The sequence below is a fragment of the Geminicoccus roseus DSM 18922 genome, assembly GCF_000427665.1.
In the GTDB taxonomy this organism is placed as follows: domain Bacteria; phylum Pseudomonadota; class Alphaproteobacteria; order Geminicoccales; family Geminicoccaceae; genus Geminicoccus; species Geminicoccus roseus.
Genome location: NZ_KE386572.1, coordinates 1,235,618 through 1,248,917, shown reverse-complemented (window position 1 = coordinate 1,248,917; position 13,300 = coordinate 1,235,618). Strand labels below are relative to the sequence as shown.

Sequence of the window (13,300 nt, the reverse complement as noted above, 5' to 3'; positions counted from 1 at the left end):
GACCGGACAGATGCATCACTTTCATCGTGTTGGCTCGGGGCCAAGCGAAAGCGTTCTGAAGCCGCTCGCTGTATCTATCCCGGAAGCGGAGCGTATCAGCGGATACAGCCGAACGTCGCTCTATCGGGCGAACGCCCGCGGTGACCTGGTCTTCGTGAAGGCCGGCTCAAAAACGCTGGTCGATTACGACAGCCTCAAGACCCTCATTCAGGCGCTGCCTCGTTTTGTCGGCAAGACCGGCTTGGCCGCCTAACGATGAGGAGCGAGGAGGTGCCCGGCGGCCGACGTGGGGACGAGGCCAACCGGGCGAGCGAGGACGCTGCAAAGTATAGCGCGCCCAAGCCGAAGAACAAAGACACCTCTCGCGGACGAGCCCGTGAACTTCTGCGTCAGGCGGCGATCGAACTGCGGCTGCGTTCTACCCACGCATCGAAGCTCCCCTTTCCGCGCCTGATTGCGGTGGTCGAGGAGCAGCGCCTCAACCTCGACCGCTTCCGGTGGGTCGACGAAAACCAGCCGATCAGGGAGCGGTGCTAATGGATGGCCGTGCGATCCTGCGCGATCTCTTCAGCCGCCACGGTAGCCGCTTCGGGGTCTGGCGTGCGGAAACGATTGACGGCCGCAAGACCAAGGTGCCGCGGATGCCCCTCGGTCGGAATGGCCGGGCGAAATCAAACGATCCCTCGACGTGGGATACGCTCCCCAATGCCGAACTTGGGCTTCGGCATGGCCGATTCGACGGCCTTACCGTGTTCCTCGGCGATCTGAACAACGGCACGTTCCTGATCGGCTGTGACTTCGACCTGTGCCGGTCCCCGACTACGGGCGAGATCATGCCCTGGGCAAGGCAGTGGCTGGACCGGCTTGCAACCTACACGGAAGTGTCCCCATCCGGCACCGGCGTCAAAGCCTACGGCATCTACCAGGGCAAGCCACCGGTCAGTGGTAAGGAGATTACCCTCGCGGATGAACCGATCCCGGAGGGCGCTGGTGGTCACGGGCATGAGACACCTGAGATCGGCCTGTATTGTACGAAACGCTTCTTCGCGCTGACCGGCCTGCCTTTGGCGGGTACGCCACTAGAACTGCGCGATGTCACGGCCCCGGTCGATGAATTGGTCGCCGCGATGGAGGCGAAGAAGCGCACGAACCGAAAGGAGGGGCGCAAGACCAGGGCCGCGGGCGCCTTCTCGGACAGGGCGGAGATTTTTGCCTCCGATCTACCGCAACGTGTGACCGATCTGCTCAAGACAGAGCCGGAGTTCGCGCGGGCTTGGGAAACAGGGGTGAAGCTCGGACCCGGGGGCGATGAGAGCGCCAGCGGAAAGGACTTCTCGCTCGCCGTCTGGCTATATCAGCAGGGGGTGCCGTTTCCCGAGATCGCCGTCACGCTCAGGCTTTACCGGCACGGCCAGATCGGTAGTGGAAAGCTCCGACAGGATGCTGCCGCCCGGCGCATCGGGCGCATCATGGATGCCCTGCGATCGGCCCCTGTGGGTGAGGCGCGGGACGACGAGCGTCCAGAGGAGCGTCTGGCTGGCGGATGGCTGCACAAGACCGTGGAGCGTTGTGAGCGCATCGCGGGCGTGGATGGTGACGTTCACCAGCGTGGTTCTCAGCTGGTCCGGGTAGCTCGACGCTTGGATCCTTCGTCTGACGGCATCCGCCGCTCGCAGGGTTCGCTCGGCATCGTGCCGTACGACGTCCCAACTATGCGGCTGCTCCTTAATAATCGGATCCTGTTCAAGCGGTTCGACAAGCGCTCGCAGGAGTGGCACCCGGCCGACTGCCCGAAAGAGGTTGCCGAAGCCCTGCTGGCTGCGGTGGGAGCGTGGCCGTCGATCCCGCCACTCCTCGGCATCATTGAGGCTCCGACGTTGCGTCCAGATGGTTCGGTCCTGGATCAGCCGGGCTACGACCGTGCCACCGGGCTCTACCTGGATGTCGGCAATACGGCGTTCCCGGAGGTACCGCAGCAGCCGAGCAGGGATGAGGCACAGGCGGCATTGGCGGTCCTCACGGGCATTCTAGCTGGCTTCCCGTTCGCAAGCGAAGCGGATCGGTCCGTCGCGGTCTCTATGATTCTGACGGCCCTGGTCCGTCGCTCTTTGCGAGCGGCGCCCATGTCGATCCTGACCGCGCCGAAGATGGGGAGCGGCAAATCACTGCTGGCGACCGTTGCCAGCTACATCGCGAGCGGCCGCGCACCGGCGATGATGAGCCAGGCCGATGACACGGAAAGCGAGCGGAAGCGTGTTCTCGCCATCCTGATGGAGGGCGATGCTCTTGCGTTGATCGACAACGTCGAACGCCCGCTCGGATCGGATACTCTCTGCTCGGTGCTGACGGAGCCGATCTTCCGCGACCGCCTGCTTGGCCAGACCAAGACGATCACGGTGCCCACCTGCACCACCTGGGCCGCGACCGGGAACAACATCACGATTGCCGGTGACCTCACGACCCGTGTTCTTATCTGCCGTATCGATCCGCAGGTCGAGCGACCCGAGGAGCGTACATTCCAGGTCGATCTTCACCAGGAAGTTCCGGCGCGACGGGGAGAGCTGGCGGTTGCGGCGCTGACGATCATCCGCGCCTATCTGGCCGCTGGGTCGCCGAAACAGGAACTGCCGACCTTCGGGCGCTTCGAGGCATGGCAGCAATGGTGCCGCTTCCCGCTCGTCTGGCTCGGGATGGCAGACCCCTGCCTCACCCGAGCCGCAGCTGAGGCGCGTGATCCAGTCCGGGAAAAGCTCAGCCAGCTCACTGGCGCTTGGTACGACGCCTTCGGGTCCGATGAGATGACGCTTGCCGCGGCGATCAAGCAGGCACCGGACGCCCTGCGCGACGCCATGCATGTGGCTGCTGGAGACCGTGACGGCATCAACCTCCGCAAGCTCGGTTGGTTCGTTGCCAGGCACGAGGGGCGGATCGAGGACGGTCGTCGCTTCGAAAAGGGGGAAGGGCGGCGTACCGGGCTCCTCTGGCGGGTGGTCACCGCCGATGAACTTGCGGGTTTCGCGACTTTCGCGAGTTCGCCACCGTCCCCTTACGCGAAGTGTCAGTCAGATGACACACGTACAGACACGCATGACAATTACATAGAATGGGCGGAACGGAACCCGCGAAAGTCGCATAACCCGCGGGCCGAGTATGTCGAGGGGGTGATCTGATGGCCCCCCTCGATCTCCTCCGCAGGCTCACGGCCAATGGCATCGAGCTGCGTGCTCGCGGTGCCGAACTGTCCTTCAAGGCACCTGCCGGCGCTCTCGATGCTGTGACTGTCGAGTCTATCCGACAGCTCAAGCCCGATCTGCTGAGACTGCTCGATGGCTCCACCTGCCGTTGGTGTGGCTTGCCGATGGCACGGCGCGGAACCCCAGCCGTCTCCCTTGCGGATGGCACCTCGCTGCATGGCGAGTGTCGCACTGACTTTGATATCGACCGGATCGAGCGTGCCGCCAAGCGCGGCCTGAGTTCCACCCTCACAGCTGATCCGGCCGAGGTGGTGGTGCGTGGCGAGCTGGACGCAATCGAGCGGGAGTTCAGCCGATGAGGCACCGCCGCATTGCCGTGCGCACCCACGACCGCCGCTGGCTCGAAGTGAAGGTCGAAGTCCGCCCATCAGTTCGGCACCCACTACCGGCGATCACCCAAACACCAATGCCCGCACCAACGCCTGTGCCAGAGCCGCGCCGCTTCCGCATGGAGCGGTCGCCGGATGGGCAGCCCCGGACCCTGGAGATCGTCACATGCGACTAGAACGACGTTTGGTTGCCGCTCGGCTGATGGGCCGCCGGCTCGCCTTCTCGTTGACGCTTGGTGATGTCGACGATGCGCTGGAGACCGTCTGGCATCTGCGCCGCTCGCTGCATCGCTCCTTGGCTCAGCTCGATCGGCTGGAAGCCCGGCTCGATCCGATGATGGATCCGTTCGGCGACACCCCCAGGCACTACCGCCAGCGGGAGGGCGAGCGGTGATCCGTCAGCCACCCAGCCAGCCAACCCCGCTGCATTTCCTGGCCTTGGCGGCGTTCTCGATCGGCATGGCGTTCCTGACCGCCGCCGGGACCGACCAGCGCCAGGCGCACCGGATGCTAACCGCACTGGCGCGGCCAGTCTCCTTGCCGCCTGTCCGCGGCTCGCCCCGGCGCCGTCGACGCATCACCACCTCCCCGAGCAGCTACCTGAAAGTCATGGACTACCGATGACCAAGCTCTCTCTTCCTTCCAGCCTCGCCAGCGCCGTCACGGCCGGCGAGGAACTCGAAGCCCGCATCGCCCGCACCCGGTCGGCCCTGGCCACCGCCAGCGAGCGTGCAGAGCGTGCCAGCTCGGAACTGGCACAGGCCGAGATCGAGCGGGACACCCTGTCCGCCGCTCGTGACTTGGCCCTCGCCGCTATCCAGATGGGCGAACAGCCGGAACAGGATCCGGGCAGCATCGAGAAGCAGATCGCCAACTTTACCAAGCGCGTCACTGCCGCCCGTGCCGACAAGGAGGCCGCCGCAGGCGCCGAACGCGGCCTGAAGCTGCGGCTGTCCCGCGAACTGGCCGAGCGGCCCGCGATCCTGCAGGCGATCCAGGCAGGCCAGGCCGAGGCACGGCTCGCCCTGCAGGAAGCCGGCACCGCCGTGTTCGACCGGATCGCTGCGATCATTGTGAACGAACTCGGTCCGATCGCTCAGGCCGAGGCGGCTGTCCACGGCAGCCACGTCAACACGCAGGTGCACCAGTATCTGCACCTGGATGACCTTGGGCCAGGCAAGCCGATGCGTACCGCGAGTGTGCGGGGCGCGGTCAAGGATGCGCCGATGCCTACCGTGTTCCAGCACGCGGGCACGATCGCGCATCGCCTCGCCCACGCGGCTGACCACGAGGCCTGATCATGCGACGCCGCCCTGCCGCACCGACCCTGCCGCCCGAACTTCTCAAGGAGGGCCAGGCGAGAGCCGACGACGCTGTTGGCGAGATTGCCCTCGCCCTGCGGCTTGCTGACCCTCTCGACGCTGACCTCCTGACCCGGTTGATGGCGCTGGAGGCGGCGGCACTTCGTGCGGTGGGCGGCGCCCCTGATCTGCAACTGGCCGCCCTGGTTGCGGCGCGAGCCGCTGCAGAGATGGCAGCAGGCTCGGAATGCCTCGGCATCCGGGACCGCGTCCGGCTTGGCGACCACATGGTTGCCCGGCTGCTGGCCACGTTCCACGAGCCGGCACCGCCGCCCCTGCGGCACTGACCGTGGTCCTAGCTAGGAATGCGCGGGTCCTGGCTTTCAAAAGTGTATATGCGGGTCCACGCGGCGTGTGCCTTCGCTAGCTACAGAACTTCCTAGGAGTATACAGTCATGAGGAATGTGGTCTTGCTCCCAACCGATCTTCTTCTTTAAGGGGCAGCTGCCATGGCAATGGTTGCACAGCGCTGGACAGTGAATGGTCTGGCGGTCGAACTTCGACTTAATCACCGGACAGTTGCCAGACGTCTCGCGAAGGCTCCATCGATTGGATCGGGTGAGCACGGCGGCTCCGTGTACTTGTTGGCAGACGTGCTGCCGTTCCTGCTGGGACTGGAGGACAAGGCCAAAACTGGTCCCGATCTGAACCATGAACGGGCTCGTCTTGCCCGGGTGCAGGCAGATCAGCGCGAACTGGAACTGGCCGAGCGCCGAAGAGATCTGGTCGAGGTCGGTGATGTCCGGGCAAAGGTCTACGAGTTGGCCCGCACCGCTCGTGACACGCTCACGCAGATGCCAGCAAGGATGTCGGCACAACTGGTGGGCCTCGACCAGCACGCCATCGAGCGGAAGCTGGTCCGAGAGATCGCGGACATCTGCCAGCAGCTGCAGCGCCCAGTGCTTGGGTGATGAGAAAGGACCTGCGATGGCTGTAGTAGCCCAGCGATGGACCGTCAGTGCTTTGGCGTCGGAACTCGCGATGAACCACCGCACGGTTGCCCGCCGGCTTGCACGCGTCGAGCCAGCTGGAAAGAACGAGCATGGCGCGCCGGTCTACCTTCTGGTCGATGCAGTTCGACCGATCCTGAAGATCGAGGACGACCGCGCGCCCGCCGCCGATCTAAATGCAGAGAGAACCCGCCTTACAAAGGCGCAAGCCGACAAGGCTGAACTGGAACTCGCACTACGCCGCGGCGAGCTACTGCCGGCTGAGGACGTTGTTGCCGGCTGGGAAGCCGCCATCGTCCGCTTCCGTTCGCTGATGATGGCGATGCCGACCAGCCTCGCTGATGAGTTGAGCGGCCTGAACGTAGAGGCCACCCGGATCATCTTGAGCGACCGCATCCGTGAAGCTCTGGAGGAGCTGGCGAACACGGAGGTGGCTAGTGATGAAGACGACCTCGACGAAGAGACGACTTCCTCGGGCTGAGCCTGTGCCATCACGTCAGATACCCGCCTGACTCCGCACGTCACCCCACCACATTGCCATCCCGCATGCGCCAAGAGCCCGGCGCCACGGCATCTCTCATCCTGAACCTGGAGATCTCAATGTTCCCATTGCCCAGCCTCGCCGCCGCGCTGGTCGCACGCGAAGCCATCCACTTAGCCACCGCACAGTTCCTTGCCGACTGGCAGCTGCGTGCCGAGGCCACCGCCTGCCCGGCCGCCAGCGCCAGCCTCGCCAAGATCGTGGACCTTCTGCCCACCCTGCCACGCCGCCCGGAACTGGCGAGCGTGGCAGTGGACCGGCTCATCGCCGCGCTGATCACGGACATCCGGCAGCACGTCATCGCCGACCTGCGCCACCCGCTCTGCCGTGCCCGTCTGCAAGTCTATGCCGAGCGGTTCGCCGCGCTCGTACTCGTTCAGGCCTGAAGCGGGAACTGCCCATGCCTCGACCCAGCGGCACGGATGACCAGACCTTCCTGACGCTCGTCCAGGCACGCGACCAGCTCCGGGTCGGAGCGACGCTGGATCCAGCCTCCGCACCGCTGGTGGCCGCCACCATCGATTTCGTGTTGGGCCTTCGCAGCAAGACCGTCGCCAAGCAGCTCCGTCTTGCTGCCCGGCAGCGGCGTGACGACTGCATCCGTCAGGCGGCCTTACAGCTTGAGGAACGAAGCGTGCGCGCCAAGGGCGTGGCCCTCCTGACCGTCGCCCGCCGCTACCGCGCCAGCAGCTGGCGGCACCACCAGAACCAGATCAGCTGTCCCGACAGCATCCGCGGCACCGTGCACGAGCATTTGTGGATCGCGTTCAAGATTTACCCGAGCTTCCCTGATGGCATCCGCCAGATTCAGGCCATCATCCGCTCCGGATAGTTTGCAGCAATCGTCGCTTTGCATTGCAAATGGCCGCTGTGAAACCTGCTGAAGTCAGCAGGAGTCCCAATTCATGTTCGATGCCGTTCTTGCCGATCACTCCCCACCCAAGCCCGAAATCCCCGGGCTGCGCCCGGATCAGGTGCGCTGCGGGACCGGTCCCGACTGTGGCTGCCTCGTCCAGAGCGATGCTCCGGCGAAGGTGGTCTACCTGGTGGTGCAGGCCCTACCGGAACCGGCGGCCGAGCCCACTCAGGATAAGGCTGCCCCGTGAGCCGCAGCTTCACGGGCTCCGCCAACGGCTCATTCCTGTCATCCGACCAGGCGGTTGTCCTGGCGCCGCCGTTCAGCGTGAGCGTGTGGTTCCGCACCAGCAATGCTGCGCGCAACGGCACGCTGTTCTACCTGGGCGACCGATCCAGCGCGAGCGACTGGTTCGCGGTCAGCCTTGTGTCAGCCGGCAAGGTGCGGGCCGAGGCGCGCTCCCCGTCGGCTTGGCCGCTGGCGCCCACTGGCAACCTCGTCGCAGCCGAGGCGCCGCAGCATGTCGCTGCAGTGTTCGCCTCGTCGACCAGCCGCAAGTGCGTGCTGAACGGCGACTTCACCAACGCCGGCACGAACGCCACCGCCTGCACGCCCGCGACGCCCAACAGGACTGCCATCGGGGCGCTGCGGGATAGCACGCCAACTAGCGGGTTTTTGGGCGACATCGGCTATGTGGCGGTGTGGAAGCGGGTTCTGACGGACAGCGAGATCACGCTGCTCAGCAAGGGCACGCATCCGCAGGACTTCTCCACCGACCTAGTCGAGGTCTGGGTCATCAACGGCACGGATGATCCCGAGACTGGGCTGATGGGCTCCGGCCTAAAGATGGCAGTGACCGGTGCTGCCGTCGGCACCTTCGATCCGCCAGTGTCGGATCCGGCACCTGCCGCCGGTGGCACACCGGTCAGTAAGGTCTGGACCTCGGGCTTGCTCGGCAAGCGCTACGCCGCCACGCGCGAAAGCTTCCTGGAATGGGATGCCCAGACGATCCCGGACATCCCGGGCGGGCGACTCTATGCCATGGTGTCGCTGCAGCCCTTTGCCGATGCCACGGCGCTGGACGCGGTGAAGTTCGCCGGCACCGCGATGACGCGGATCAACCCGGACATCTACGACGGGCCGGAGAAGGCGGCGAACATCACGGCGTGGGTCGTCGACATGGACGACCTGGCGAGCAACACCGGCGTGCCGCGAGCCGAGTGCGATAAGGATCTGTGGTCCGGCTCTATCCAGCTCTGGGCGACCGCCGCCGACGGCACGGCCTACACATTCACCCCCTTTGCGAGCGAGGGTGACGGCAACTTCGTCGAACTCGAGGTCGATACCGAGCCGGGTGCGCTCTGCCTGTTCATGAGCAGCATGCAGGGCCGCGACGGAGCGCCGGTGGGGCTGGTCTGGGAAGGCGCGGTACTGGAGGGCTACGAGACTACCTCCGACGCCTCGATCACCACCGACCTCGCGACGATCGCGGCCAGTAAGCTCGTCGTCTCCGGCGCCAGCGAGACGGCGCGCGCGAACTTCTCCGTCAGCGATGGGCGGGCGGGCCTGCTGCTCAGCATTCCGCCGGCGGCGCCTTCGGCACCGGCAGCGATCGACATCCGCGCCTGGCTGTCCTCAGGCGACACTGCCTATTCGGCTGCCCTGACCGGCCAGGTCGCGCGCGTGCAGCTGATCGCGGCTGAGTTCGACCGCGACGCCCAAGAGATCCGCGTCTCACTCAATGGTGGCCCGCCTGCCGTCACCGCTTGGAGCGGTTCGGCCAATCCTACAGAAGGGCCACTCGTCACCGGTGCCGGGCTCCTGGACGGCGTCGTGCAACCCGGTGGCAACCTCCGCATGCTCGGCATGCTAGCCAGCACCGCGATCCTGAACGCCGCTGAAAAGGAACGTGCCGAGCAATGGCTGGCCCAGACCTTTGCGCCGGTGGTGACGCCCGTGACCACCACGGCGCTGACCGGAGCAGTGGCGACCATCGACCTGTCGCCGGGCGTGAAAGACCCATCGAACTGGGGCTGGCAGATCACCGCATTGGAGATCGACCCCATCTTCGCAGCCGCGATCGCCGACGAGCACCGGATCTCCTTGGATTTGACGACGGTAACTGCGGGCACGATCGAATTCCGGGTACAAGTCGCCAGCAAGCACCCGCTCGCCCCATCGACGCCTCTCTCGGTCACCATACAACTCGGTTCGCTCGCGCTCGCGCCCATCTCGGCCGAGGTGGTGCAGGACAGCGATACCCTGCTCAACGTGTTGGGCGGTGCGACCGACGCAGCCGGTAAGGCACTGATCCTCGCAGCAGTCAGCGATCCTGATCACGGCACGACCAGGATCGAGAGTGGATCGGTCCGTTACACGCCCGATGCCGGCTATGTCGGCACCGACAGCTTTGTAGTCACCGCCAGGTCCGAGAGTGGTGGCAGCGTTCAGGCAAGCGTCTCGATCACGGTCACACCGCTGGCGGCCGTGCAGCCGCCCGTGGCGGCTTTCTCGGCCAATCCCCTCTCCGGCAAACCGCCGTTGAAGGTGCAGTACACTGACGAATCCCTGAACGCACCGACTTCCTGGCTGTGGGATTTCGGTGGCGGCAATACGTCGACGCTGCAGCATCCGAGCTTCACTTACCAGCAGCCGGGCAAGAAGCACGTCAAGCTGACGGCGACCAATTCAGCGGGATCGAGCGAACTTACCAAGACCGGGATGATCACGGTCGAAGAGACTGCTGCCTCCACCGGCACCATCAACGTCAGCGCCAACAGCACGCCCGACCTGATGCCCGTGCTGTGGGAACATACTCCATTGTCGAGCGATGTCGGCAAGTACAACAACAACCCTGCGATCGTCGATTACATCCGCGCGAACTGGGCAGGCGCCGGATCGACCGGTGTCTTCGATGGCCATCAATCGAACACGATCAAGCAGACCAGCATCGTGCTTGCTCCAGATGGAGTGACGCCATGCTACCGCCTGCACGACCGGGTCACGACCGGCAAGGACAGCGATGCCAAAAACTGGCGGGCCAGCCAGATCGGCGTGAAGTACAAGGGCAACGGCGGCAAGGATGAGGCTTTCACCCAGTTTGACCTATGGGTGCCAAAGGACTTCAACAACTATGTCGACAGCGCGAGCAAGAACCCCGACAAGCTTGGGGCTGTGTTCAAGCTGTTCTGGCTGTTCTGGGGTGGCCCCTGGAACGGGCAGACTGTGGACGATGTGTCCCCTGCATCCGGCGGCGCCAGCGCCGACAACATCAACGACTTCTCAATCCGAGCGCAGTGCAATCATGTGAGCGGCAGCAAAGGCACCAAGACGGCTTACAAGGGGTACCTCTACATCAAGGGCAAGCCCTCCAGCATCCAATTTGGAGGCGATACGCCTTACTCCCCTCCCATGAACCGCGACGCCTGGAACACCATCAAAGCCTATCTGAAGCTGAACACCGTGACGAAGGGGGTTTCCGACGACAACGGAATCCTGCGCCTCTGGCTGAATGGGAACATGTTCGTCAACATGACAGGGCTGAACGTGGTTGGCACAGAGAACTGGAAGATCCAGGGCTGCGGTGTGAATCATTTCTTCGGCGGCAACCTTGCCGAGGCATACAATCACCCGACGCAGGAAAACGATCTGTATCTGGCGAACTTCAAGATGGGTGGGCGCTAGATCACATCGATCGGGCGCAGGGAGTCGACGCCGAGCAACCGGACTTGGAAGCCTTGCAGGTCGTTGGCGAACTGGTGCGAGGGATCGACCCGCCCCTCTGCGGCGGCAGACAGGTCGATGACCAGATCCGCCTGCCCGCTGGAGAACTGATCGGCGCCGGTGATCAGTCCATCCTGGTTGCTGTCTAGCAGGTTGAACAGATCGGCACCGTCCAGGAAGTACCCGGGCGTGCTGTTATCGTCCTCATAGACCATGATGCCAAGGTCGAGCTTGTCCGTGCCTTTGGTGAAGTCGCGGATGGTGTCGACACCTCTCGTGTCGAACTCGAAATGGACTTCCAGAGCGAAGATGAACCGGTCGGCACCGGCCCCGCCGAGCAGGCTATCATCTCCGGCCTCGCCATAGAGGATGTCATCGCCCGCGTTGCCCTGGATGGCGTCGTTGCCCCAGTAACCCCGGATCTCGTCGTTGCCGTCGTTGCCTTGCAGGTCGTCTCCCATCTGTCCACCACGGATGAAGTCGTCTCCGCCCAGGCCGAACAGCGAGATAGGCGTCGTGGTGATGTCGGTCTCGGTATTGTCCACCCCGATCAGTGCGTCGTCATGCTCAGTGCCCCTGACACGCTCGATCCCGGACATCCTCTCGACCGGGTAGTCGTAGTTTGGCTGGTGCCCTCCATCAGTGCGGACGGCGAACTGGTCGGCCGCATTCAGGCTCACGTAGACCCCATGCATCTCTTCTACGAAAGAGACGGTGTCCGATTCGGTGCCGCCGATGAACGTGTCGATGCCCGCTCCGCCATAAAGAAGATCATTACCAGCCCCGCCATCGAGGGTGTCGTTCCCCGCTTGGCCTCGAAGGATATCGTCGCCTCCTTGGCCATGAAGGATGTCGTCACCGAGTCCGCCAGAAAGGGCATCAATTCCGTCACCTCCATTGATCTTGTCGTTGCCGCCTTGCCCATCGATCACATCGCTGCCGTTCGTGCCGGTGAGTTCATCGGCACCAGCCGTTGGTCCTGCCGGCGGTGGAGGAGGCGGTGATGGCTGAGGTGGAGGAGACACCGGTGGAGGTGGCGGTGGAGGAGGTGAAACCGGCGGCTCAGGTGGTGTCACTGGAGGCAGCGGCGGCGGCGGGGGCGGAGACGGAGGCGGCGGTGACAGAGGTGGCGTCACCGGTGGAGGTGGCGGTGGAGGCAAGATTGGCGGTGATACGGGAGGTGAAGGCGGGAGGCTTCCTCCTTCGAACATCGTCCCGTTCCAGGTGTAGACGCTGGTGTTGTCGGCAAAGCTCAAATGCTCGATACCGCCCCACGTCTTCTGGTTAACGATCTCCACCGTCAGCTTTGACTCGTGGCTGATGACGACATCGTTGCCGCTAGTGCGGATCGTCAGATCGTCAAACGTAATGCCGGCCTCAAACTCGATCATATCAATGGCGCCAGCATGATCGACGATAGTCTCGATGCCCTGACCTCGACCGACAAAGTACCGGTCATCCCCCTCGGCGCCTACCAGTCTGTCGGCGCCTGTGGAACCGAACAGTGCGTCGTTCCCTGCGCCACCGTGAAGGATGTCGTCACCCTCATTGCCGCGCAGGATGTCGTCGCCGATGTTGCCACGCAGGACGTCGTCACCTTGGCCGCCAAGAAGATGATCATCACCGGCACCGCCGACGAGCTGGTCCGGAGACTCGTTCCCGAAGATCGTGTCGTTGCCGGCGCCGCCGAACAGCGTATCTCGACCTATCCCACCCTCGATCCGGTCGTCGCCTCCTTGACCGTAGAGGAAGTCGTCGCCCTGTTCGCCGAAGAGACGGTCGTGGCCAGCCTGACCGAGAACAATGTCGTTTCCGCGACCGGCTGAAACTATATCGTTCTCCTGTGAGCTGACGATGCGCTCTGCTACGACCGTTCCGGTCAACATTGCCATGATATGCCCCGTGTTTGTCATTATAGGGCTGAGGGCCTGCGGTTGGACCCTATGAGGCCGGTCGGCTTGCGGCAATCGGTATGTACGAAAGTGGCACAGGGCGAGGAACAGCTACCGTCGTCTGAAGTACCTTCCGCAGCCTTCAGCCTCAGTCCGATCAGGCGGCGTGACGCTGGTGGACAAGGACGTCGCCATGCGGCGGCTGCGGTCGGGTCTGGACGAGTTGATCTTGCTGCGCCGGGAGTTCTGGCTGGAGCACGGCGAGGATGGATTGCGCGAGGGTGACGCGTTGACGCCTGCGGCTGCGATGGAGCGGCGTGAACTGTTGGGTGTGAATCAACTTGCGCTGTGCCCCGCCGGCTGGCTTTGAACAAGCGTCGGCCACTCACGCTAT

16 protein-coding genes are annotated in these 13,300 nt (G+C 64.2%); 15 read left to right on the top strand and 1 reads right to left on the bottom strand.

Translation table 11 applies throughout. From position 1 onward, the window contains the following. Positions 1-10: 10 nt before the first annotated feature. The 14 genes from GEMRO_RS0107010 to GEMRO_RS28130 all read left to right on the top strand — a co-directional run bounded on the left by GEMRO_RS0107010 (position 11) and on the right by GEMRO_RS28130 (position 10,975). Entirely contained in the window at positions 11-253 is a 243-nt protein-coding gene (locus GEMRO_RS0107010; RefSeq protein ID WP_051328782.1) for a hypothetical protein, read from the top strand. Positions 254-255: 2 nt separating this feature from the next. Next, positions 256-537, top strand: a complete 282-nt coding sequence (locus GEMRO_RS0107005) for a hypothetical protein (RefSeq protein ID WP_027133431.1) — start codon at positions 256-258, stop codon at positions 535-537. Further along, positions 537-3,170: a hypothetical protein gene (locus tag GEMRO_RS0107000; RefSeq protein ID WP_027133430.1), complete on the top strand. Its 2,634-nt coding sequence runs from the start codon at positions 537-539 to the stop codon at positions 3,168-3,170. Before GEMRO_RS0107005 ends, GEMRO_RS0107000 begins: the two co-directional genes overlap by 1 nt. Next, entirely contained in the window at positions 3,170-3,553 is a 384-nt protein-coding gene (locus GEMRO_RS0106995; protein ID WP_027133429.1) for a TubC N-terminal docking domain-related protein, read from the top strand. Before GEMRO_RS0107000 ends, GEMRO_RS0106995 begins: the two co-directional genes overlap by 1 nt. A 196-nt stretch (positions 3,554-3,749) precedes the next feature. Next, positions 3,750-3,977 carry a hypothetical protein gene (locus tag GEMRO_RS0106990; RefSeq protein ID WP_157505494.1) on the top strand — a complete coding sequence of 76 codons (228 nt, stop codon included), beginning with the start codon at positions 3,750-3,752 and terminating at the stop codon, positions 3,975-3,977. Next, positions 3,974-4,207 (top strand): hypothetical protein, encoded by a 234-nt coding sequence (locus tag GEMRO_RS0106985; RefSeq protein WP_027133427.1) that lies wholly within the window; start codon positions 3,974-3,976, stop codon positions 4,205-4,207. Before GEMRO_RS0106990 ends, GEMRO_RS0106985 begins: the two co-directional genes overlap by 4 nt. Next, positions 4,204-4,881 carry a hypothetical protein gene (locus tag GEMRO_RS0106980; protein WP_027133426.1) on the top strand — a complete coding sequence of 226 codons (678 nt, stop codon included), beginning with the start codon at positions 4,204-4,206 and terminating at the stop codon, positions 4,879-4,881. Before GEMRO_RS0106985 ends, GEMRO_RS0106980 begins: the two co-directional genes overlap by 4 nt. A 2-nt stretch (positions 4,882-4,883) precedes the next feature. Continuing rightward, a complete protein-coding gene (locus GEMRO_RS0106975) occupies positions 4,884-5,231 on the top strand; it encodes a hypothetical protein (RefSeq protein WP_027133425.1) in 348 nt (115 codons plus the stop codon). A 162-nt stretch (positions 5,232-5,393) separates the two neighbouring features. After that, positions 5,394-5,855 (top strand): DUF1441 family protein, encoded by a 462-nt coding sequence (locus tag GEMRO_RS0106970; protein ID WP_157505493.1) that lies wholly within the window; start codon positions 5,394-5,396, stop codon positions 5,853-5,855. Between the two features lie 70 nt (positions 5,856-5,925). Next, positions 5,926-6,375 carry a hypothetical protein gene (locus GEMRO_RS34625; RefSeq protein ID WP_035484883.1) on the top strand — a complete coding sequence of 150 codons (450 nt, stop codon included), beginning with the start codon at positions 5,926-5,928 and terminating at the stop codon, positions 6,373-6,375. A 119-nt stretch (positions 6,376-6,494) separates the two neighbouring features. Then, a complete protein-coding gene (locus GEMRO_RS0106960) occupies positions 6,495-6,821 on the top strand; it encodes a hypothetical protein (RefSeq protein WP_157505491.1) in 327 nt (108 codons plus the stop codon). A 14-nt stretch (positions 6,822-6,835) separates the two neighbouring features. Next, the gene (locus tag GEMRO_RS0106955; RefSeq protein WP_027133422.1) at positions 6,836-7,267 is read left to right on the top strand and encodes a hypothetical protein; all 432 of its coding nucleotides are present in this window, start codon (positions 6,836-6,838) and stop codon (positions 7,265-7,267) included. 73 nt (positions 7,268-7,340) lie between these two features. Beyond that, positions 7,341-7,541 carry a hypothetical protein gene (locus tag GEMRO_RS34115; protein ID WP_027133421.1) on the top strand — a complete coding sequence of 67 codons (201 nt, stop codon included), beginning with the start codon at positions 7,341-7,343 and terminating at the stop codon, positions 7,539-7,541. Then, a complete protein-coding gene (locus GEMRO_RS28130) occupies positions 7,538-10,975 on the top strand; it encodes a LamG-like jellyroll fold domain-containing protein (RefSeq protein ID WP_035484880.1) in 3,438 nt (1,145 codons plus the stop codon). Before GEMRO_RS34115 ends, GEMRO_RS28130 begins: the two co-directional genes overlap by 4 nt. Here GEMRO_RS28130 and GEMRO_RS35185 read toward each other — a convergent pair. Further along, the gene (locus tag GEMRO_RS35185) at positions 10,972-12,900 is read right to left on the bottom strand and encodes a calcium-binding protein (RefSeq protein ID WP_407645422.1); all 1,929 of its coding nucleotides are present in this window, start codon (positions 12,898-12,900) and stop codon (positions 10,972-10,974) included. The genes GEMRO_RS28130 and GEMRO_RS35185 overlap by 4 nt on opposite strands. Positions 12,901-13,072: 172 nt before the next feature. On the opposite strand from GEMRO_RS35185, the gene GEMRO_RS0106925 reads away from it, so the two are divergent. Continuing rightward, the gene (locus GEMRO_RS0106925) at positions 13,073-13,276 is read left to right on the top strand and encodes a hypothetical protein (RefSeq protein ID WP_027133418.1); all 204 of its coding nucleotides are present in this window, start codon (positions 13,073-13,075) and stop codon (positions 13,274-13,276) included. Positions 13,277-13,300: the final 24 nt, after the last annotated feature.